The sequence below is a fragment of the Rhodococcus sp. 14-2470-1a genome, assembly GCF_002259425.1.
Classification (GTDB): domain Bacteria; phylum Actinomycetota; class Actinomycetes; order Mycobacteriales; family Mycobacteriaceae; genus Rhodococcoides; species Rhodococcoides fascians_E.
Genome location: NZ_NPFZ01000029.1, coordinates 1 through 21,537, shown reverse-complemented (window position 1 = coordinate 21,537; position 21,537 = coordinate 1). Strand labels below are relative to the sequence as shown.

17 protein-coding genes and 1 rRNA gene are annotated in these 21,537 nt (G+C 65.0%); 8 read left to right on the top strand and 10 right to left on the bottom strand.

The genetic code is table 11. The features are described 5' to 3' along the window. Window positions 1–49 precede the first annotated feature (49 nt). The 3 genes from CH292_RS17720 to clpS are packed head-to-tail and all read right to left on the bottom strand — an operon-like array spanning window position 50 to window position 2,073. Window positions 50–1,117 (bottom strand): P1 family peptidase, encoded by a 1,068-nt coding sequence (locus CH292_RS17720; protein WP_019664968.1) that lies wholly within the window; start codon window positions 1,115–1,117, stop codon window positions 50–52. An 11-nt stretch (window positions 1,118–1,128) separates the two neighbouring features. Next, on the bottom strand, window positions 1,129–1,692 hold the full coding sequence (locus CH292_RS17715; protein ID WP_037141377.1) for a DUF2017 domain-containing protein: 564 nt from the start codon (window positions 1,690–1,692) through the stop codon (window positions 1,129–1,131). 30 nt (window positions 1,693–1,722) lie between these two features. Next, window positions 1,723–2,073 (bottom strand): ATP-dependent Clp protease adapter ClpS, encoded by a 351-nt coding sequence (gene clpS / locus CH292_RS17710; RefSeq protein ID WP_170947459.1) that lies wholly within the window; start codon window positions 2,071–2,073, stop codon window positions 1,723–1,725. Between clpS and CH292_RS17705 the strand changes: the two genes are divergently transcribed. Together CH292_RS17705 and CH292_RS17700 are read left to right on the top strand one after the other, a co-directional pair. After that, on the top strand, window positions 2,039–3,475 hold the full coding sequence (locus CH292_RS17705) for a nicotinate phosphoribosyltransferase (protein WP_094655355.1): 1,437 nt from the start codon (window positions 2,039–2,041) through the stop codon (window positions 3,473–3,475). The genes clpS and CH292_RS17705 overlap by 35 nt on opposite strands. Window positions 3,476–3,529: 54 nt before the next feature. Then, complete coding sequence (locus tag CH292_RS17700; RefSeq protein WP_094655354.1) at window positions 3,530–5,578, top strand: ATP-dependent DNA helicase; 2,049 nt, start codon at window positions 3,530–3,532, stop codon at window positions 5,576–5,578. On the opposite strand, the gene glgP is transcribed toward CH292_RS17700, so the two are convergent. Further along, complete coding sequence (gene glgP / locus CH292_RS17695; protein ID WP_094655353.1) at window positions 5,575–8,157, bottom strand: alpha-glucan family phosphorylase; 2,583 nt, start codon at window positions 8,155–8,157, stop codon at window positions 5,575–5,577. The genes CH292_RS17700 and glgP overlap by 4 nt on opposite strands. Before the next feature lie 174 nt (window positions 8,158–8,331). Here glgP and CH292_RS17690 point away from each other — a divergent pair, with 174 nt between their 5' ends. Genes CH292_RS17690 through CH292_RS17680 form a run of 3 tightly spaced genes read left to right on the top strand, consistent with a single transcriptional unit; the run spans window position 8,332 to window position 14,002 of the window. Next, window positions 8,332–10,341, top strand: coding sequence for an alpha-1,4-glucan--maltose-1-phosphate maltosyltransferase (locus CH292_RS17690; protein ID WP_094655352.1), 2,010 nt, complete (start codon window positions 8,332–8,334; stop codon window positions 10,339–10,341). 10 nt (window positions 10,342–10,351) lie between these two features. Beyond that, the gene (glgB, locus tag CH292_RS17685; RefSeq protein WP_094655351.1) at window positions 10,352–12,547 is read left to right on the top strand and encodes a 1,4-alpha-glucan branching protein GlgB; all 2,196 of its coding nucleotides are present in this window, start codon (window positions 10,352–10,354) and stop codon (window positions 12,545–12,547) included. Beyond that, window positions 12,548–14,002 carry a neutral zinc metallopeptidase gene (locus CH292_RS17680; protein ID WP_020113335.1) on the top strand — a complete coding sequence of 485 codons (1,455 nt, stop codon included), beginning with the start codon at window positions 12,548–12,550 and terminating at the stop codon, window positions 14,000–14,002. It begins immediately after the preceding gene. Between the two features lie 29 nt (window positions 14,003–14,031). Here CH292_RS17680 and CH292_RS17675 read toward each other — a convergent pair whose 3' ends face one another. The 3 genes from CH292_RS17675 to CH292_RS17665 all read right to left on the bottom strand — a co-directional run bounded on the left by CH292_RS17675 (window position 14,032) and on the right by CH292_RS17665 (window position 16,818). Beyond that, window positions 14,032–14,976, bottom strand: coding sequence for a tetratricopeptide repeat protein (locus CH292_RS17675; RefSeq protein WP_256978232.1), 945 nt, complete (start codon window positions 14,974–14,976; stop codon window positions 14,032–14,034). Between the two features lie 185 nt (window positions 14,977–15,161). Further along, on the bottom strand, window positions 15,162–15,527 hold the full coding sequence (locus tag CH292_RS17670) for a DUF3817 domain-containing protein (RefSeq protein WP_019664978.1): 366 nt from the start codon (window positions 15,525–15,527) through the stop codon (window positions 15,162–15,164). A 100-nt stretch (window positions 15,528–15,627) separates the two neighbouring features. Beyond that, entirely contained in the window at window positions 15,628–16,818 is a 1,191-nt protein-coding gene (locus CH292_RS17665) for an acetyl-CoA C-acetyltransferase (protein ID WP_218830186.1), read from the bottom strand. A 94-nt stretch (window positions 16,819–16,912) separates the two neighbouring features. On the opposite strand from CH292_RS17665, the gene mce reads away from it, so the two are divergent. Then, the gene (mce, locus tag CH292_RS17660; protein WP_094655348.1) at window positions 16,913–17,392 is read left to right on the top strand and encodes a methylmalonyl-CoA epimerase; all 480 of its coding nucleotides are present in this window, start codon (window positions 16,913–16,915) and stop codon (window positions 17,390–17,392) included. Between the two features lie 45 nt (window positions 17,393–17,437). Next, on the top strand, window positions 17,438–18,376 hold the full coding sequence (locus tag CH292_RS17655; protein WP_019664981.1) for a hypothetical protein: 939 nt from the start codon (window positions 17,438–17,440) through the stop codon (window positions 18,374–18,376). A gap of 19 nt (window positions 18,377–18,395) precedes the next feature. On the opposite strand, the gene CH292_RS17650 is transcribed toward CH292_RS17655, so the two are convergent. Both CH292_RS17650 and nucS read right to left on the bottom strand, forming a co-directional pair. Then, window positions 18,396–18,722: an ATP/GTP-binding protein gene (locus tag CH292_RS17650; protein WP_080733893.1), complete on the bottom strand. Its 327-nt coding sequence runs from the start codon at window positions 18,720–18,722 to the stop codon at window positions 18,396–18,398. A 23-nt stretch (window positions 18,723–18,745) separates the two neighbouring features. Beyond that, window positions 18,746–19,417, bottom strand: a complete 672-nt coding sequence (nucS, locus tag CH292_RS17645) for an endonuclease NucS (RefSeq protein WP_026347768.1) — start codon at window positions 19,415–19,417, stop codon at window positions 18,746–18,748. A 42-nt stretch (window positions 19,418–19,459) separates the two neighbouring features. On the opposite strand from nucS, the gene CH292_RS17640 reads away from it, so the two are divergent. Beyond that, a complete protein-coding gene (locus CH292_RS17640) occupies window positions 19,460–21,010 on the top strand; it encodes an adenylate/guanylate cyclase domain-containing protein (RefSeq protein WP_037181099.1) in 1,551 nt (516 codons plus the stop codon). Window positions 21,011–21,450: 440 nt separating this feature from the next. On the opposite strand, the gene rrf is transcribed toward CH292_RS17640, so the two are convergent. After that, window positions 21,451–21,537 (bottom strand): 5S ribosomal RNA (gene rrf / locus CH292_RS17635); the annotation flags it as partial.

Below are 21,537 nucleotides of genomic sequence, written 5' to 3'. Positions count from 1 at the left end.
GCTGGCGCCTTTCGCGGGAGGTATGTCGCTTTTTCGAGCGTACCGCCGGTCAGGACTCGAATGCCGACGGAAAGATCTGACGGTAGGTCGGAATGCCCGCCACCGACGTGGCGTCGAGCAGCGCACGCACGATCGCCCGCTCGACGACCTCGGCCGCCACCGAGGACACCGCGTCGAGCACCGGCAGATCCCGGTTGAACGCCGTGGGCAGCGACGATTCGGTGACGACGGATCGTGTGCCCGTGGACAGCGCGAAGATCGTGTCGCCGTCGAGAGGCGAGTGGGCAGGGCGAATCGCCCTCGCCAAACCGTCGTGACCTGCGACAGCAATTCGCTTGCACGAGCCGGCGGACAGTTCGACGTCGGTCGCTACGACACCGATGGTGGTGTTCAACGCCGTCCCCTTCGGCGCAAGCGCATTCGCGTTCCACAGCTCGTGCACGTCGGGTTTGCGCATACGGAAGGCCTGCGGGCCCAGCGAGCCGACGCCCCACGGCAGGCCGGTGCGCGGGTCGAACACGGATCCGACCGGGTTGGTGACGATCAACGCGGCGACCGTGACTCCGTCGGCAGGCCCTCCTTCGATGACGGTGCTGGCCGTCCCGACGCCGCCCTTGAGAACTCCGGCCCGCGCTCCGACGCCTGCGCCGACAGACCCCGTCTCGAAGTCGGTCGCCGCTGCTGCGGCCGCTCGGTACCCGAAATCGGCGGTGGGCCTGGTCGACCACTCACCGACGGGCAGATCGAAGATGACGGCGGCAGGAACGATGGGCACCACCTGATCGGGGGTGCCCATCGAGATACCGTGGCCGTGTTCTTCCAGCCATCGCATGACTCCGTCCGCTGCGGCGAGGCCGTAGGCACTGCCACCGGTCAGGAGCACCGAATTGACTTGTTGGACGGAGTGACTCGGGTCCAGGAGGTCCGTCTCCCTGGTCCCTGGCCCGCCTCCGCGAACGTCGACCGCTGCGACGGCACCACCGAGGGTTCGGACGACGGTGCAGCCGGTGGCTGCGCCCGTTCCGAGGGTGGCGTCGGGATCGAGTTCGTGATGATGACCGACGAGCAGTCCCGAAACATCGGTCAGAGAGTCACGAGGACCGGGGGAACCAGGCACGCCGAGCGCTCCTACGGGGTGAGGACCTGCACGAGGGAATCCTGCATCCAGGTCAACCAGTGGTAGACGTCGAGGTGTGGAGCTCGTGGATCGCCCTCGTCGAGAACCTCCGGGGTGTCCGCGTCGATACCCAGGGTGGTTCCGAGCGCCAACCTTACGTCGTTGAGGCCCATCAACCACGCATCCGCTTGCTCCGGCGTCAGAAGGATCTTTCCGCCCGACGCGGGGAGAGTGTCGAGAATGACGCTGCTCGAGCGCAGTTTCTCGTCGATGATCTCCGGCTCGTGCAGTCCACGCAGAGCACTGTTGAGATTGGTCGAACCGGACGGGTCGGTGTCGTCCCGATGGAAGTCCGGGAGCAGTCGAGCCAGCGCCGCATCCTCCGGCGGGGTGCTGTGTCCGGTCCGCAATCCGGTCAGGGCAGCAAGTTCGTCGGTCGGCGCAGCGGCCGCACGATCACCCAGCAGCCCGACGACCGATCCCACGAGCGACCGCAGAACCGTCGCCTCCCGCGGGTCCATCTCGGAGCGAATCTTGACACCGGAGAGTGTGTTCTTCCTGCTCCACGTACGCACTTGGTCAGAGGTCCTTGTCGTAGAAGCCGGTCACTTGTCCTGCTGCATGGTGGCCCACAACCCGGCTGCGTGCAGCCTGCGGACGTCGGCCTCCATCTTGTCGCGCTCGCCGCTGGACACCACTGCCTTGCCCTCGGAGTGCACCTGCATCATCAGCTCGGTTGCCTTGGCTTTGCTGTAACCGAAGAGCTTCTGGAAGATGAACGTCACGTAGTGCATCAGGTTCACCGGGTCGTCCCACACGATGGTCACCCACGGAACGTCCTGAGCCTCGTCCGTCGACCGGGCTTCGGTTTCGGCGGGCACGGCCTGAGGTGAGGCTGCCAGCGTCGGCGCCTCGTCGACAATGCCCACGAATTCTTCAGCCGTCGATGAAGCCATGCCAACAGACTACGACGACGGGGGCAACCTGCACACCGTCGCCCCCGCGCCTCGTAATGTTGAGCAGGTGCCTACCGCATCGAATCACGGCCCGGACATAACGGACAGCATCCGCAGTGCCGCACTCTTCACCGACCAGTACGAGTTCACCATGCTGTCGGCTGCGCTGGCCGACGGCACCGCCGACATCCCGTGCAGCTTCGAGGTGTTCGCCCGGCGCCTTCCGGGCGGAAGGCGTTACGGCGTCGTCGCTGGTACGGCGCGTTTCCTCGGTGCACTCACCCGGTTCCGGTTCGGCGAGGAGGAGCTGGAGGTGCTCGGCACGTTCCTCGACGCTTCCACGCTGGAATGGCTGCGCAACTACCGATTCACCGGTGACGTCGACGGCTACCGCGAAGGCGACCTCTACTTTCCGGGTTCACCGATCCTCTCGGTCCGGGGCACCTTCGCCGAATGCGTGATCCTCGAAACCCTCGCACTGTCGATCCTGAACCACGACAGTGCCATCGCCTCCGCCGCCGCGCGCATGGTCAGTTCCGCGGGATCGCGGCACATGATCGAAATGGGATCACGGCGCACCCACGAGGAAGCAGCGGTGGCATCGTCGCGCGCCGCGTACATCGCAGGTTTCGCAGCGACGTCCAATCTCGAAGCGGTCCGACGTCACGGCATTCCCGGAGCGGGCACGTCCGCGCACGCGTTCACGTTGCTCTACAACAACGAGAACGGACCGGACGAGAAAGCAGCGTTCGCCGCACAGGTGCGGGCGCTGGGAGTCTCCACCACCCTGCTCGTCGACACCTACGACATCACCCAGGGCGTAGCCAACGCCATCGAGGTGGCCGGACCCGCGCTGGGCGGAGTGCGCATCGACTCCGGTGACCTCGGCGTGCTCGCCAGGCAGGTGCGCCAGCAACTCGACGACCTGGGCGCGAAGAACACCAAGATCGTCGTCTCCGGCGACCTCGACGAATACGCCATCGCCGCCCTGCGTGCGGAACCGGTGGACTCCTACGGCGTCGGCACCTCGCTGGTCACCGGATCCGGCGCGCCGACGGCAGGCATGGTCTACAAACTCGTGACCGTCGACGGACGGCCGGTCGCGAAACGCAGCAGCCACAAGGAGTCGCGTGGCGGCGCCAAGTCCGCTGTTCGCACCTCGCGAACCACGGGCACGGCCGTCGAGGAGATCGTGTTCCTGCAGGGCACCACCCCACCGATCGAGGACGGGCTGGTCGCGACCGAGCTCAGCATTCCGCTGGTGCGCGCCGGCGAGCAGGTGGACGGGTTGGGCAGCCTGCACGACGCTCGGGCACTGCTCGCGCAACGACTCGTCAGCCTGCCGTGGGAAGGACTCAAGCTGTCGCAGGGCGAGCCCGCGCTGCCGACGCGTTTCCTCTGACTCGGATGGGCGCGGCACGCGGGGGCCGTCGGAGGCAGGCAGTAGTCTTCTTCGGTGCCGAAGACCGAACTCCCCACCGTGCCCGCCCTGCTGAAGGTCGCGGTACACGCTCTCGGGGGCAAGGAAAGAAGCAACCAGCTCACCATGGCGTCGGCTGTCGCGCATTCCATCGACACCGGTCAGCACCTTGCTGTTCAGGCCGGTACCGGCACCGGTAAGTCGCTCGCCTACCTGGTTCCGAGCATCAGGCACGCCGTCGAGTCGGGCCGCACGGTCGTGGTGTCCACCGCAACGATCGCACTGCAACGTCAGCTCGTGGATCGCGACCTACCGCGCCTCGCCGACGCACTGACCGGCGCTATCGGCCGTCGGCCGAAGTTCGCGATCCTCAAGGGCCGCAACAACTACCTGTGCATGAACAAGATCCACTCCGGTGCGTCCGAGGAGGCGCCGGACGCCGAACTGTTCGACGCTTTCGCCGTGTCCCGGCTCGGCCGCGAGGTCGTGCGTCTGACCAAGTGGTCGTCGGACACCGAGACCGGCGACCGCGACGACGTCGTGCCCGGAGTCAGCGATCAGGCGTGGCGGCAGGTCAGCGTCACCGCCCGCGAATGCCTCGGCAAGTCGCGCTGTCCCGTCGGTGAGGACTGCTTTGCCGAGCGGGCTCGCGCCGAGGCCGCACAGGTGGACGTCGTGGTCACCAATCACGCACTCCTCGCAATCGACGCCATCACCGGTATTCAGATCCTCCCCGAGCACGATGTGGTGGTCATCGACGAGGCGCACGAGCTCGTGGACCGCGTCACCGGCGTTGCCACGTCGGAGTTGTCGGCGGCAACCGTCACCGCAGCTGCTCGGCGCTGCAGCAAGTTGATCGAAGAGGAGATCGTCGACGCACTCGACGGCGCGGCCGAGAACTGGGGTGCGGTGCTGGACGATCTACCTCCCGGCCGGTGGGCAGCGCTTCCCGACGACGTGGCCCCGGCGCTGGCGTCGATCAGGGATTCCGCGTGGGCGGTGCGCACGGCGATCGGTCCGCAGAAGCCCGGGATGGCGGCAACGGACCCGGAGGCCGCTGCCGCACGCAATGCGGCGCTCGTCGCGGTCGACGAGGTTCACGACAGTGCCGTGCGGGTTCTCGAGGCATTCGACGAGCCCGACCCCGCCAAGCGAAAGGATGTCGTCTGGCACGCCGTCGACGACTTCCGGGGCAACGTCAAACGCACGGTCCGGATGGCACCGCTGTCGGTCGGCGGCCTGTTGCGTTCACGGTTGTTCGCGGAGTCGACGGTCGTCCTCACCTCGGCGACCCTGACGGTCGGCGGATCGTTCGACGGCCTGGCCGTGAACTGGGGTCTGCCTGCGGAGAACACGGGTCGAAGCGACACCGCCACCGCGTCCGGCATCGAGCCGCCGTCGGACACAGCGTCGTTCCACTGGAATTCGCTCGATGTCGGATCACCGTTCGACCACGCCAAATCAGGCATTCTCTACGTGGCCGAGCATCTTCCGGCGCCCGGCCGCGACGGGCTGTCTCCGCTGTACCTCGACGAGATCGAGAAGTTGGTCAGTGCAGCGGGAGGCCGGACGCTCGGCCTGTTCTCCTCGATGCGTGCGGCGAAAGCCGCAGCCGAGGCGATGCGTGAACGGCTGGACACTCCGATTTTGTGTCAGGGCGACGACGCGACCGGAGCTCTGGTGGACAAGTTCGCGGCCGACGAGGCCACGTCACTGTTCGGCACTCTGTCTCTGTGGCAGGGCGTCGACGTGCCGGGCCCGTCGCTGAGCTTGGTTATTCTGGATCGCATCCCGTTTCCGCGGCCCGACGACCCACTTCTCGTCGCGAGGCAACAGGCCGTCCAATCGCGTGGGGGAAACGGATTCCTCGCGGTTGCGGCGAATCATGCGGCCCTTCTGCTGGCGCAGGGCGTCGGCCGGTTGCTCCGCAGCGTCGACGACCGCGGGGTCGTCGCCATGCTCGATTCGCGGCTGGCGACGGCCCGCTACGGCGGCTACCTGCGTGCCTCACTGCCTCCGTTCTGGGAGACGTCGGACCCGGAGGTCGTGCGCAAAGCTCTCACCCGTCTCGCAGGGAAGAGCTAGGACACCGGCATCTTGACCAGGCCGAGCTCGGCGTCACCCGCGAACAGATCGTGGTGCGGTAGCACTCGTACCGTGTAGCCGACGGCCCCGCTGACCGGTAGCGCGGTGTCGGTCACGAAAACCTCACCGAGCGAGTCGGTTCCGGCATGACTCATCGCGACGGTCCGGGTGTCGGTCAGGTTCTCGTTCTCGTCGACCCGACCGAGCACCGCCTGAACCGACACGTCACCGGCGGACAGGCCACCCAGCCGAACGTAGGCGCGCAACGTGAGCTTGGCGCCGATCACGGGGGTATCCGGCAAGCCTTCGCTGTCGACCTGCACGACTTCCACCGACTGCCACGACGATTCGACGCGGTTCCGGTAGGCCGCGACGTCTTTCGCTCCGGCGTACTCCTCGGCATCGACTGCACGCGCCGCCTCGGCCGCGGGTGCGTACAGACCGAGGGTGTAATCGCGGACCATGCGCGATGCCAGCACCTTCGGACCCAGATGTTCGAGCGTGTGCCGGACCATTTCGATCCACCGCGTCGGGACCCCGTCGGTGCGATCGTAGAACTTCGGCAGCACAGCTTGTTCCAGCAGTTCGTACAGTGCAGCAGCTTCCAGGTCGTCACGACGGCTCTCGTCGGCCATCCCGTCCGCCGTCGGGATCGCCCACCCGTTCTCGCCGTCGTACATCTCGTCCCACCATCCGTCTCGGATGGACAGATTCAGTCCACCGTTGAGAGCGGACTTCATGCCGGACGTCCCGCATGCTTCGAGGGGACGCAGTGGATTGTTCAGCCACACATCGCATCCCCAGTACAGATAGCGTGCCATCGACATGTCGTAATCGGGCAGGAACACGATGCGATGCCGCACGTCGGCTTCGTCGGCGAACCGGACGATCTGCTGAATCAACGCCTTGCCACCGTCGTCGGCGGGATGGGACTTGCCGGCTACCACCAACTGAACGGGACGCTCGGGATCGAGAAGCAGACGTTTCAGACGCTCCGGTTCCCGAAGCATCAACGTCAAACGTTTGTAGGTCGGTACCCGTCGCGCGAAGCCGACAGTGAGCACGTCGGGATCGAACACCGTTGCAGTCCAACCCAGTTCGGCCTCCGTCGATCCACGCTCGAGAGCCGAGCGGCGCACCCGCCGTCGGACCTCGTCGACCAACCTGCCGCGCAGTTCGTTTCTTGTCGACCACAGCCTCGCCGACGGGACCGTGTGCAGTTGTTCCCAGCCGCGCGCCTCCTCCAACGCTTCTGCTCCGACGACCTCGTGTGCCAGATCGAGCCACTCGCGCGCCGCCCAGGTCGGGGCGTGCACACCGTTGGTGACCGAACCGATCGGCACTTCGGCGCTGTCGAATCCGCTCCACAGGTCGCTGAACATCTCGCGACTGACGATGCCGTGCAGTTTCGAGACGCCGTTGGCGCGTTGCCCGAGACGCAGCCCCATGTGGGCCATGTTGAACACGGACCTGTCGTTCTCCGCGCCCAACGCCAGAATGCGCTCCAGCGGAAGACCAGGGAGCAGCGAGGAGTCGGACGAGCCGTCCTGGGCACCGAAGTAGTGGCGGACCAGGTCGGCTGGAAAACGGTCGATGCCTGCAGGGACCGGGGTGTGGGTAGTGAACACGGTTCCCGAACGCACCGATGCCAACGCGGAATCGAAGTCCAGTCCCTTCGAGGTGACGAGTTCTCGAATGCGCTCGGCGCCGAGGAAGCCGGCGTGCCCCTCGTTCATGTGGAACACTTCCGGGTCCGGCAGGCCGTATTCGTGCGTGTACGCGCGGACGGCTCGAACCCCGCCGATTCCAGCAAGGATCTCCTGTTTGATGCGGTGGTCCTGGTCGCCGCCGTAGAGCCTGTCGGTCACGCCGCGAAGCTCGGGATCGTTGTCCGGGATGTCGGAGTCGAGCAGCAACAGCGGCACCCGTCCGACCTGCGCGATCCACACCCGTGCCCGCAACACCCGCGATCCGGGCATCGCGACGTGGATGAGGACGGGAACGCCCGACGCGTCGGCGAGAATGCGAAGCGGAAGCCCCTGCGGATCGAGCGAGGGATACCTCTCTGCCTGCCAACCGTCTGCGGTCAGAGACTGACGAAAGTAGCCGGAGCGGTAGAGCAGACCGACGCCGATCAACGGCAGACCCAGATCCGACGCCGCCTTGAGGTGGTCGCCGGCGAGGATGCCGAGACCGCCGGAGTAGTTGGGAAGGACCTCGCTGACGCCGAACTCCATCGAGAAATACGCAATTCCCAACGGCAGTGACCGTCCAGCCTCCGCGTTCTTCTGATACCAGAGCGGGCGGGCCAGGTATCCGCGAAGATCGGCTGCCAGGTTGTCCAGCTTTCGAGTGAACTCGTCGCTCCCGGCCAGTTCCTCCAGCCGCGACGGCGCGACGGCACCGAGCAACGCGATCGGGTCTCGCTCCGTGCTCGCCCACAGTTGCGGATCGATTTCCTCGAACAGCTCCTGGGTGGGCGCGTGCCACGACCAGCGGAGGTTTGTCGAGAGTTCCTCGAGGGCATGCAAGCGCTCGGGCAGGTGGGCTCGGACAGTGAACCGACGCAAAGCTTTCACGAGCGAAACCCTACCCACCGTCGACCGCGTGGTGCACCGACTTGCCGATCTGTCTCCGACACCGGCGCAGCCAGCGCGACTGCACTACGGTTGACACCGAGCACGCCGACAGCGAAGTGACCCGGGCTCTCGCCTCACCGCGAGGAGTCCTCGAAGCGAAGAACGGAGCGTGAAGTGACAGGTCGACTCGGTATCGACAATGTCCTTCCAGACACATCTACCGGGAAGTATCCCGCGAAAGCGGTGGTGGGCGAGGCTTTTCCGGTGTCGGCCGACGTGTGGCGCGAAGGCCATGACGCCGTTGCCGCGACGCTGGCCGTCCGTGGCCCTGGGCTGCGTACGCCGCTGCGGATCACCATGACGCCCGGGCGTGAACCCGACACGTTCGACGCGATCTTCACTCCTACTGCTCCCGGGTACTGGATCTGCAGGATCGAGGCGTGGAGCGACCCGGTCGCAACCTGGCGCCACGCGATCGAGGCCAAACTCGGGGTCGGGCAGAGCGCCGCGGAACTCGCGAACGATCTCGAGATCGGCGCCCGGCTGTTCGAACGCGCTGCCGACGGTGTCCCCGCCGAGGATCGCGCTCTGCTGAAGGACGTCGTCGTCGCCCTGCGGGACACCGATCGCCAGTTGCCTGCTCGCGTGTCTCCGGCATTCGCGTCCGCTGTCTCGGCGTTGCTGCACGAACATCCGCTGCGTGAACTGGTGACTCGGTCCAACGGCATCAACATCTGGGTCGATCGAGCGCGCGCGCTGAACGGCGCCTGGTACGAGTTCTTCCCGCGCTCGACGGGTGGATGGAACGACGACGGCAGCCCGCGTCACGGCACGTTCGCTACATCGACCGAGCAGCTCCCCCGCGTCGCCCGGATGGGCTTCGACGTGGTGTACCTGCCCCCGATCCATCCGATCGGAACGATCAACCGCAAGGGCCCGAACAACACTCTGACCCCGGGGCCGGACGACGTGGGCTCGCCGTGGGCGATCGGCTCGAAGGACGGCGGACACGACGCCATCCACCCGGAGCTGGGCACGGAAGCCGATTTTCGAGCCTTCGTCGACGCCGCCCATGCGCTCGATCTGGAGGTCGCGCTGGATCTGGCTCTCCAGGCCGCTCCCGATCATCCGTGGGCGCAGAACCACCTGGAGTGGTTCACCGTTCTTCCCGACGGCACCATTGCGTACGCGGAGAATCCCCCGAAGAAGTACCAGGACATCTATCCGGTCAACTTCGACAACGACCGACGAGGAATCTACGACGAGGTCCTTCGGGTCGTTCGATACTGGGTGTCGTTGGGCGTCAAGATCTTCCGGGTCGACAACCCGCACACCAAGCCACCGGACTTCTGGGAATGGCTGATCGCGGAGGTCAAGAAGACGCATCCCGAGGTCCTCTTTCTGGCCGAGGCCTTCACCCGTCCCGCACGTATGTACGGGTTGGCGATGCGCGGGTTCACGCAGTCCTACACGTATTTTACGTGGCGAACAGCCAAGTGGGAGCTCACCGAATTCGCCGAGGAGCATGCTCGTCGGGCCGACGATGCGCGTCCCAACCTGTTCGTCAACACCCCGGACATCCTGCACGAGAGTCTGCAGCACGGCGGTCCCGGAGTGTTCGCGCTGCGCGCTGCTCTGGCCGCGACGATGTCTCCGACGTGGGGCGTGTACTCGGGATACGAACTGTACGAACATCAGGCGGTACGGCCGGGAAGCGAGGAATACCTCGACTCCGAGAAGTATCAGCTTCGTCCACGCGACTTCGAAGGCGCGTTGGCGCGCGGAGAGTCCCTGGAACCGTGGCTCGCCACGCTCAACTCCATCCGACGCGCACATCCCGCTCTACAGCAGCTGCGCAACATCCACTTCCACAACGTGGACAACGACGCACTCATCGCGTACTCGAAGTTCGATCCGGGCACCGGGGATTCGGTGCTCGTGGTGATCAATCTCGACCCGTTCGGATCGGAGGAGGGCACGATCTGGCTGGACATGCCGCAGATCGGGCTCGACTGGCACGACACGCTGACGGTCACCGACGAGGTGACCGGTCAGCAGTTCCATTGGGGTCAGGCCAATTTCGTGAAGCTGGAGCCGTGGAAGGCAGTCGCGCACATCCTTGCGCTTCCGCCCATTCCGTATCCGGCGCGTCTCGACTTGGCCTACCGCGGCAACCGGAAGTGAGTCGAACACCTTGAGCGAGAACCAGAGCACCACCGACACGGCAGCACCCAGCGCCAACGACCTGGAGTTGTTGGCGCAGGGCACGCACTACAACCCACACTCGGTGCTCGGAGCGCACCCCGCACCGAGCGGGACCGCGATCCGCGCTCTGAAGCCGAACGCGGATTCCGTCGTCGCGCGAATCGGTGGTACCGACTACCCGCTGACACACGTCGCGCACGGCGTGTTCTCGGGCCTGGTCCCGTTCGAGGATCTGATGGACTACCGGCTGGTCACGACGTGGCCGGGTGGGCATGTCTCGGTGGCCGCCGACGGCTATCGGTTCCTGCCGACCCTGGGCGAACTGGATCTGCATCTGTTCGGCGAGGGACGGCACGAAAGGCTCTGGGACATCCTGGGAGCCCATCGACAGAACTACACCACCCCCGACGGCGACGTCAGTGGTGTGTCGTTCGCGGTCTGGGCGCCTGCTGCGTCCGGGGTCACCGTCATCGGCGACTTCGACGGCTGGAGCGGTCGCAGCTTCCCGATGCGCGCTCTGGGGTCCACCGGCGTCTGGGAACTGTTCGTCCCGGACCTGCGGCCGGGTGCGATCTACAAATACCGCATCCACGGCTCGGACGGAGTCCCCCGGGACAAGGCCGACCCGATGGCGTTCGCCACCGAGATTCCGCCTGCCACCGCGTCGGTCGTCTCCAGTTCCGAGTTCGAGTGGACGGACGACGCCTGGCTCGACACCCGTGCAGGCATCGAGCCCACCGCGGCACCGATGAGTGTCTACGAGGTGCACCTGGCGTCGTGGCGTCAGGGCCTCGGTTATCGCGAAGTCGCGCATCAGCTCGCGGACTACGTCATCGAGACCGGCTTCACGCACGTCGAACTGCTTCCCGTGGCGGAACATCCGTTCGGTGGGTCGTGGGGTTACCAGGTCACGTCCTACTACGCTCCGACATCCCGTTTCGGCAGCCCCGACGATTTTCGCTACTTCGTCGATCACCTGCACGAGCGAGGCATCGGCGTCATCGTCGACTGGGTGCCCGCGCATTTCCCCAAGGATGAATGGGCGCTGGCCCGGTTCGACGGTGGCCCGTTGTACGAGCACGGCGATCCCAAGCGCGGCGAGCAGCTCGACTGGGGCACATTGGTTTTCGATTTCGGCCGACGCGAGGTCCGCAACTTCCTCGTCGCGAACGCCTTGTTCTGGCTCGACGAGTTCCACATCGACGGACTCCGCGTCGACGCCGTCGCGTCGATGCTCTACCTGGACTACTCGCGCCCCGAGGGCGGGTGGACCCCCAACATTCACGGTGGCCGCGAGAACCTCGAAGCGGTCTCGTTCCTGCAGGAGATGAACGCGACCGTACACAAGAAGTTCCAGGGAGTCGTGACCGTCGCCGAGGAGTCGACGGCCTGGCCGGGCGTCACTCGTCCGACGAATGTCGGCGGCCTGGGCTTCAACATGAAGTGGAACATGGGGTGGATGCACGACACGCTCGGTTTCCTGGGGCGTGATCCGATCCACCGGACGTACCACCACCACGAGATCACGTTCTCGCTCGTGTATGCGTGGAGCGAGAACTACCTGCTACCGATCAGTCACGACGAAGTGGTGCACGGCAAGGGAACGTTGTGGACGCGTATGCCCGGCGACGATCACGCGAAGGCGGCCGGTCTGCGCGGAATGCTGGCCTACATGTGGGCGCACCCGGGCAAGCAACTGCTGTTCATGGGTCAGGAATTCGGCCAGATTCGCGAATGGTCGGAGGAACGTGGACTCGACTGGTTCCACCTCGATGACGACGGTCTCCACCGCGGAGTCCTCAACCTGGTCACCGACCTGAACGCGACGTATCGGCAGCACTCGGCGCTGTGGACCTTGGACACCTCCCCCAGCGGCTACTCCTGGATCGACGCCAACGACACCGAGAACAATGTCCTGAGTTTTCTGCGTTACGGATCCGACGGGTCTGTGGTGGCGTGCATCTTCAACTTCTCAGGAGTCGTACGCGGCGACTATCGTGTCGGACTACCGGAACTGGGACGTTGGAGCGAGATCCTCAACACGGATGCCACCTCGTACGGCGGAAGCGGTGTCGGCAATCTCGGAGAAGTGACGGCAACTTCGCACTCATGGCATGGCCGACCCGCGTCCGCGCAGGTCGCGCTCCCCGCCAACGGAGCGATCTGGATCAAACTGGAGCGATAGATGAGTCGCGGTCGTACCCGACGCACACTGTGGATGACCGCACTGATCGCAGCGTCGGCTCTGCTCGCGTCGTGCGCGCAGAGCGTCGACGGCCGCGCGGTGTCGATCTACGACAACCCGTTCACCGTGGCGGGTCTGCCTGTCACCGACGGTCCCAGTGGTCCGCGCCCCGGCATGACTAACTCCACTCTGCAGGTGACGGGCTCGGAGGGTACCGACTCGGATGTCATCGCGACCAACGCGATCGAGGACATCCAGCGGTACTGGACGCAGACGTATCCCGACTTGTTCAAGACGCAGTTCACTCCGGTGTCGGAGCTGATCTCGTGGGATGCGAGCGAGGAGGAAGGTCAGGGAGCACGTTTCTGTGGTTTCCGGACCGGCGGTATCCCCAACGCTGCGTATTGCATGAAGGACGACACGATCGGCTGGGACCGAACAATTCTGTTGCCTGCACTGATCGACGCCTTCGGCCCCATGGCAGTGGTCATGGTCATCGCTCACGAGTACGGCCATTCGATTCAGCATCAGTCCGGTCTGGTCGGAGAGGACACTCCGACCATCGTGGCCGAGCAGCAGGCCGACTGTTTCGCAGGCGCATTCATCCGGCATGTCGCCGAGGACGAGTCGCCGCACTTCACCATCAACACGTCCGACGGGCTGAACGGCGTGCTCGCCGCGACGGTCGCGGTGCGTGACGTCGACCCCAACGACCCGGATTCGGTGCACGGTTCGGCGTTCGAGCGAGTCACCGCTGTACAGCTCGGTTTCACCGATGGCGCGTCTGCATGCGTAGCCATCGACGAGGCGGAGATCGATTCGCGCCGAGCGGATCTCCCACAGAAATTCTCCGACGCCGACGACGACGGTGAACTGCCGGTGACCGAGGAAACGCTGCAAGCCTTCGTGCGGTCCTTCGAAAGCCTTCTTGCACTTCCGAATCCCCCGACGGTGTCCTACGACGGCACCGACACCGGCTGCCCGGAAGGAACGTCGACCGAGCCGGTGTCGTACTGCGCATCGAGCAACACCATCGGTGTGGACGTTCCAGCGCTCGCCGAGCTCGGAACCGCCGAGCGGCCACGGCGCGGTGACGTCATCCCTCTGAACGTCTCCGGCGATTACAGCGCCTATGTGCTGTTCGCTTCCCGCTACACGCTCGCGGTCCAGAACGCGGCAGGACAGCCGCTCGACAACCCTCAGACCGCGCTGCGCTCGGCATGCCTGTCCGGAGTGATCACCGCCGGGTTGAGTTCGGAGAACCCGGAGGCCACCGACCTCGAAGTGTGGCTGTCCCCCGGCGACCTCGACGAGGCCGTGTCCGGTCTCCTCAGTGACGGATTGACGGCAAGCGACATCAACGGCGTCACCCTCCCGAGCGGCTTCTCGCGTGTCGACGCGTTCCGCTCGGGAGTTCTGGGCGGCCAGGACACCTGCAACGCCCGCTACCGCTGAGGCCGAACAACCCGGTCAGTACAGCCCGGTCAGTACAGCGCGGACGCGAGCTTCCTGCGCGCCGCGACAACAACAGGGTCGGCGGCGTCGAACAGTTCGAACAGCTCGAGCAACCGGGTCCGCAACTGCGTTCTCTCGTCACCCGCAGTGCGCTTGACGCCGTCGATGAGACGGCCGAACGCTGCCTCTGGATTCTGCTGCGACAGTTCGACGTCGGCAGCTTCGATCCGTGCCGCGACATCGGCAGGGTCGGCGTCGGCCTTCGTCACAGCATCGGCGTCGACGTTCTGCACCCGCGCCAGGAACTTGACCTGCCGCAGCGCAGCTTTGGCGTCGGCGTTCGCAGGCTCGGCAGCGATGATGTCCTCGTACGCCGCGATGGCCTTGTCGAAGTCGCCCTCGTCGAGGGCCTCTTCGGCCGCCACGAGCCTCGGGTCTTCCGGCTCCGGCTCGTCTTCGATCGGCTCTGCTCCAGGAGGCCCCGTGAGCTTTCCGGCCGTGGCCTGTTCGATCGCCTCGATCCACTTCCGAAGCTGATCCTCCGGCTGCGATCCCTGGAAGTCAGCGAGGGGCTGTCCACCCGCGACAGCAACGACGGTGGGGATCGCCTGCACACCGAACGCCTGCGCGATCTGCGGGTTGGTATCCACGTCGACGCGTGCATGGATCCACCGGCCGCCGGCCTCCAGAGCCAGCTGTCCGAGCAGACGAGTGAGCGAAACAGACTGCGGCGACCGGGCAGAACCCAGATCGACGACGACCGGCACCTGAGACGATCGGCGTAGAACCTCGTCTTCGAAAGTGGCGGTCGTCACGTCGACGATCGGAGGCAAACCGCCTTCGGCGACCTCACCAGCCGCCGCAGGTGGCGGCGCCGGACGGTCTTTCAGGGCGGACAGATCCACTGCACCGGCGATGGATGCCGGAACAGCTGCTGGCGGACGGGCTGACGAGCGAGAACCGGGACGAGTCACGCTCTACAGTTTGTCATCTCATCCGCCCGCCCACTACCGCGAAGGTCGTCGCTCCCGCCCGGGTCATTCCGCAGGCTGCACTCCCGCCCAACCCGGGTCATTCCGCAGGCTCCACTCCCGCCCAACCCGGGTCATTCCGCAGGCTCCACTCCCGCCCAACCCGGGTCATTCCGCAGGCTCCACTCCTACGCGACGGTCGAGCCCTTACCGAGACCGACGCCCGGTCCACTGAGCTCAGCGAGCTTTCCTGTCCGCGCTGCCCAGATTTCGAAGACGACCGTGCCGAACGGCGGCACGCTGGCGACTGCGGCGAGAAGTGTCGTGACGACGTTCCAGCGCAGCTTCACCGCCGTGACGACCGTGACGACCAGGTAGAGGACGAAAACAGCTCCATGAATCGGTCCGAAGATCTTGACACCGATCTCGTTGCCGTCGGCCGGGATGTACTTGAACGCCATTCCGATGAGCAGACCGAGCCACGTGAGGGCCTCCAGGACTGCGACGAAACGGAAGCGCTTGGCGGTCGTGCTCAGGTCGAAGAAGTTCACCATGGAAGACCATTGTGCCCGAACTACTACGACACAGCGTAGTGGCTCTGATCTCACCCGTAGGTCTTGACCAGAGCCACCATGCTGTGGGCTTACTTTCTCTTTACTTCTTCGGCACCCGAATGATCAGCGCGTCGCCTTGTCCGCCTCCGCCGCACAGTGCAGCTGCGCCGACACCACCGCCGCGACGCTGCAGTTCCAGCGCGAGGTGCAGAGCGATACGCGCACCGGACATGCCCAGAGGATGCCCGATGGAGATAGCGCCACCGTTGACGTTGACCTTGCTCTCGTCCACACCCAGTTCACGCGTCGAGGCGATACCGACCGCAGCGAACGCCTCGTTGATCTCGATCAGATCCAAAGCCTTCGGATCGATCCCCTCCTTCGCGCACGCTTTCACGATCGCCCGCGCCGGCTGCGACTGCAGCGACGAATCCGGCCCGGCGACCACACCGTGTGCACCGATCTCCGCGATCCACTTCAACCCCAAGCTTTCGGCCTTGGCCTTGCTCATCACGATCACCGCGGCAGCACCGTCGTTGATCGTCGAGGCATTACCCGCGGTGATGGTGCCGCTCTTGGAGAACGCCGGCCGCAACTTCGCGAGGGTGTCGGTGGTGGTGTCGGCACGGATGCCCTCGTCCTGGGAGAACACGATCGGATCGCCCTTGCGTTGCGGGATCTCCACCGGCACGACCTCGTCGTCGAAGACACCGTTCTTCCACGCCGTCGCCGCACGCTGATGCGAGGCCGCGGCGAACGCGTCCTGCTCCTCGCGGGTGGACGCGACTGCACCCTCGTTACGCGATTCGGTGAGTCCGCCCATGGCCTGGTCGGTGAAGATGTCGTACAAGCCGTCGTAGGCGAGGTGATCCTTCATCGTCACATCGCCGTACTTGAATCCCGCACGCGATTTCTCGAGCATGTGCGGTGCTTGGGTCATCGATTCCTGACCACCGGCGACGACGACCTCGAATTCCCCGGCCCGGATCAGCTGATCGGCCAACGCGATCGCATCGACACCCGACAGGCACACCTTGTTGATCGTCAGCGCCGGAACATCCATCGGAATCCCCGCCGCGACCGCAGCCTGCCGCGCCGGGATCTGACCCGCACCCGCGGTGAGGACCTGCCCCATGATGACGTACTCGACAAGCTCGGGAGCGACTCCCGACTTGTCCAACGCGCCCTTGATCGCGATCCCGCCGAGATCCGAACCCGAGAAATCCTTCAGTGCTCCGGACAACCGACCAACCGGGGTCCTGGCCCCGGCGACGATGACGGACGTGGTCACGATGTTCCTCCAACCGTATGCGACGAAGTTAGTCGCCATTTACTTTGACAGCCCCGGTGAGCGTTGCCAAGCAACCACCGCTAACGTCGACTCTATGACTACCGACACTCGACCGTCCAAGGGACTCCCTATTCCATCAGACCTCGTCACGGCGATCGACCACGTCGGTATTGCCGTCCCCGATCTCGATGCAGCCATCGCTTGGTACGCAGAACATCTCGGCATGGTCTCGACCCACGAAGAGGTCAACGAAAGCCAGGGAGTTCGCGAAGCGATGTTGTCCTTCCCCGGCGCCTCGGACGGGTCGACGGCGTTGCAGCTCCTCGCGCCGCTCGACGAGAACTCGACGATCGCCAAGTTCATCGATCGCAACGGGCCGGGCTTGCAGCAGCTCGCATATCGCGTCACGGACATCGGCCGGATCTCGACGGAGTTGCGGGCGCGCGGCGTTCGACTGCTCTACGACGAGCCCCGCCGAGGCACTGCGGACTCGAAAATCAACTTCGTTCATCCCAAAGATGCGGGCGGAGTCCTCATCGAACTCGTAGAACCGACCAAAAGTCCGATCCATTGACCCATCGTCTGGCTCTCTACCCTACGCACCGGTAAATTGACCGCCATGGCCACAGAGCAAGAGCGCACCGGTGTGCAACTTCCCTTCTCCCTCGTCCGAAAGGGATTCGACCGCGACGAAGTCACGAACTATTTCGAAAGGTTCGACGCCGAACTGCGGCTGACGACCGCTGATCGTGATGCCGCGGCTGCACAGGCCCGCGACCTGGCCAAGCAACTCGACGACGCCCGAGACGAGATCGACGAACTCCGCAAGGACATCGATCGCCTGTCGGTACCGCCGACCACCGCAGAAGGCATGAGCGACCGTATCTCTCGCATGCTCCGCCTCGCTTCGGACGAGGCATCGGAGGTCAGGGCAAAGGCACACGCCGAGGCCGAGGAAATGGTCTCGGTCGCCGAGCAGGAGAGCGCTCGTCTCCGCGGCCGTCACGAGTCGCTCGTAGCCGAGCTGGAAGAACGTCGGTCCGCGCTCGAGACCGAGCACGAGCAGACGATGGCTCAGGCCCGGACGGAGGCGGCGCGAGTCGTCGAAGCCGCACAGGCCGAGCGTGACCAGCTCGCTGCGGAGTCCGAGGCCAAGCGCGCCAAGGTGCAGGAGGACTTCGAGATCACGATGGCGGACCGCCGCACGAAGATCCTCGCTGCACTGGAGGATCTCGAAAGCTCGAGCAAGGCCGATGCGGCGCACCGCATCGAGGAGGCAACGACGGAAGCCACCCGTCGACTCCAGGCCGCTACCGAGCAGAGCGAACGTCGCATTGCACATTCGAAGGAACTCGCCGAGGAACTTCGAGTCCTCCGAAGCCGAGTTCTGGCTCAGCTCTTGGGCATTCGCGGACAACTCGATTCGGTTCCCGCGATGCTGGCGTCCGTCAACCGCGAGAGCGAACTACTGGACTCCCCCGAGGCGATCGCACTCGGCAAGGACGACGAGTCGTCCGACAAGGCCGACGACAAGGACAAGGCCGAAGCGTCTTCCTGACGGATGAATGCGGCGCTGGTTACGACCAGCGCCGCGTCAGGCCGCGGGTCGCCCTCCCCGACCAGCAGCCGGAATGCCAGTGCCGACGATTGTCCGGGCCGCCGAGCTCGGCCGCCGGCCACGCCACGATATGCGACACCCCAGGTCTGATCTCGTGATCGCAGCCCGGGCATCGGTAGGTCTTAGTCGCCCGATTTCCGGGGACGGTGCGCGTCGTGAACTCCTCGTCGGACCACCCCGACGGACCACTCTCGATCCGGGCGCCACCCATCAGCGAATCGGGACGCGAATCACGCGAACCGTTGGTTCTACGGCTCGCTTTCCTGTCGTGATTACGCCGAGGCACGGTCTCGATTGTAGAAGAAGCCGTCAGAACAGCCGAAACTCCGTGCTCTCGGTTCCACGAAGGACGTCGTAGTCGAGGGTCAGGCAACGGATTCCGCGGTCCGTCGCCAACGTCCGTGCCTGCGGTTTGATGATTTGAGCGGCGAAAACTCCACTGACCGGCGCCAGCACCGGATCCCGGTTCAACAGCTCGAGATAGCGGGTGAGCTGTTCGACGCCGTCGATCTCACCCCGGCGCTTGATCTCCACCGCGACCGTTCCACCGTCGGCGTTGCGGCACAGCAGATCCACTGGCCCGATGGCCGTCATGTACTCGCGGCGAACCAACGTGTAACCCTCACCGAGAGTCTCCACGTGTTCCGCCAACAGCTCCTGCAGATGCGACTCGACGCCATCCTTGACGAGACCGGGGTCCACGCCGAGCTCATGGCTCGAATCGAGTTCGACGTCCTCGATCGTGATGCGCAGTTCCTCGCCGGCCTTGTTGGTCACGACCCATTTGATGGTGTCGTCCTCGGTGGATTCGACAGTCCAGCACGGTGGACTCATCCAGTTCAACGGCTTGTACGCTCGATCGTCGGCGTGAATACTGACCGACCCGTCGGACTTGACGAGAAGTAGCCTCCTAGCAGGAGGAAGATGAGCGGTAAGACGGCCGACGTAGTCCACTTGGCACCGAGCAATTACGAGACGCACTTGCCCACCCTAAGCCAAACCGACCGCTAGTCTGTGACCACCATGCCGCAATTCAGACGATCCGCCGCACCGCTCGGATCACGCCTACTCGGCGACACGTCCGAGTCCCCCAGACGTCGACGTGTCCGCGTCCAGATACTGCTCACGATCTTCCTGCTGGGGTCCAATCTCATCGGTGCCGTCATCGTGGGTGCACTGGTGAGTGTTGTGGTGCCGGGGCCCGATGTGCTGGTTCCCAAGTACTGGTGGGTCAATTACATCGTCATTCCGGTCTACGTCGGCTTGGCGTTCATCGTCGGTGTTCTCTGGGGTACTACACGTGCCGTCCGGGCGTTGAGGTGGGCGATCGAGGACCGTAAGCCGACGCGCAAGGAGCAGGTCAACACGCTGTCCATGCCGTGGCAGCTCACCCGCGTTCAGATCCTGTTGTGGACAGTTGGGCTCGTCCTGATCACGACGATCGACGGCATCATCGATCCCCAGTCGATCCCCAAGGTGGCGTTCACGATCGGTGCCGGTGGAACCGTCGTCTGCGCGTTCAGCTATCTGCTGAGCGAGTTCGCGCTGCGCCCGGCAGCAGCACGCGCGCTCGAGGCCGGCGATCCACGACGCATTCGAATCGCGGGTGTGATGGGGCGGTCGATTCTGTCCTGGATCCTCGGGACCGGAGTACCCGTCGCCGGGCTCATGATCATTGCAATCTTCAGCTTCATCAGGCCGTACCAGACGAACGCGGACAAGATGGCCGTCGCGATTCTGGCGCTCGGAGGTATCACACTCGTCTTCGGTTTCTTCCTGACTCTCCTGGGTGGTTTCGCCACTACCGCACCCATCAGCAATGTGAGATCGGGAATGGCGGAGCTCGAGCGAGGCAACTCGGACGTGCACCTTGCCGTGTACGACGGCACCGAGCTCGGCGAACTCCAGAGCGGCTTCAATCGCATGGCCGACGGCATCCGCGAACGAGAGAAGATCCGTGATCTCTTCGGTCGCCACGTCGGACACGAGGTGGCCGAAGCGGCACTGAGCAAGAACCCCGAACTCGGTGGCGAAGAACGAGACATTGCGGTCTTCTTCATCGACCTGGTCGGTTCGACGGAAATCGCATCGACGCGTCCGCCCGCCGAAGTCGTCGCACTTCTCAACCGATTCTTCGCCGTGGTGGTCGACGAGGTCGACGAGCACGGCGGCTTCATCAACAAATTCGAAGGTGACGCCGCCCTCGCCATCTTCGGAGCTCCGGGCGATATGGAAGACCACTGCGGCGCTGCCCTTGCGGCCGCACGGAAGATCAGTACACGGCTTCGCGACGAGGTACCCGAGTGCAGTGCAGCCGTCGGCGTCGCCTCCGGACGCGCAGTCGCCGGCAACGTCGGTGCGAAGTCACGCTTCGAATACACCGTCATCGGCGATCCGGTCAACGAAGCCGCCCGCCTGTCGGACCTGGCCAAGAACGCCCCCGGCGCCATCCTTGCCTCGAAGATCACAGTGGAAGGCGCATCCGATCCCGAAAGCTCATGCTGGGAATTCGGAGACAGCGTCACCCTCCGCGGCCGATCCGCAGAAACCGTCCTCGCCTCCCCCACCGCCTGACGTCCCGCCCCGGGTACATGGGGCAGGGGCAAACCCATGCCAATCAACGGGTGCGCGGGTCAGTCCTCGCGCAAACGCTCACCGTTGTGTCAGGTGCACGCCGTAGTGCTGGCACCTGGCCGTGCGTCTGTGTTTCTGGCCTGGCGGACGGGGTGGTGGATTCACCCTCGTGTTGTGCGTGTGGGGGTGGTGTCAGCGCACATTCGGGGGGTATTTTCCGGTGGGTGGTCGCTGTCCGGTGTCGGATGCTCGCCGTTGTGTCAGGTGCACGGCGTAGTGCCAGCACGGGGGTGAGCGTCCGGCACGTAGGCGAGCGTTTGACTCGTGGGTGTGCTCGACCGGTGGCTCGTGGGGGTCCTGCATGGTGGGGTGTTTTTGGTGTAGGTATGCAGAACACCCCCGGGGACCGTGTGGTTCCCGGGGGTGTTCTGTGAAAGTGTGTTCGGCGGTGTCCTACTCTCCCACACCCTGTCGGGTGCAGTACCATCGGCGCTGGAGGGCTTAGCTTCCGGGTTCGGAATGGGACC

Bases quoted from the DNA above. Each gene is read 5' to 3' on its own strand.
- CH292_RS17655 (WP_019664981.1), top strand. From the start codon at position 17,438: ATGGCCACAGAGCAAGAGCGCACCGGTGTGCAACTTCCCTTCTCCCTC.
- CH292_RS17670 (WP_019664978.1), bottom strand. From the start codon at position 15,527: ATGGTGAACTTCTTCGACCTGAGCACGACCGCCAAGCGCTTCCGTTTC.
- clpS (WP_170947459.1), bottom strand. From the start codon at position 2,073: ATGGCTTCATCGACGGCTGAAGAATTCGTGGGCATTGTCGACGAGGCG.
- CH292_RS17680 (WP_020113335.1), top strand. From the start codon at position 12,548: ATGAGTCGCGGTCGTACCCGACGCACACTGTGGATGACCGCACTGATC.
- CH292_RS17640 (WP_037181099.1), top strand. From the start codon at position 19,460: ATGCCGCAATTCAGACGATCCGCCGCACCGCTCGGATCACGCCTACTC.
- mce (WP_094655348.1), top strand. From the start codon at position 16,913: ATGACTACCGACACTCGACCGTCCAAGGGACTCCCTATTCCATCAGAC.
- CH292_RS17705 (WP_094655355.1), top strand. From the start codon at position 2,039: ATGCCCACGAATTCTTCAGCCGTCGATGAAGCCATGCCAACAGACTAC.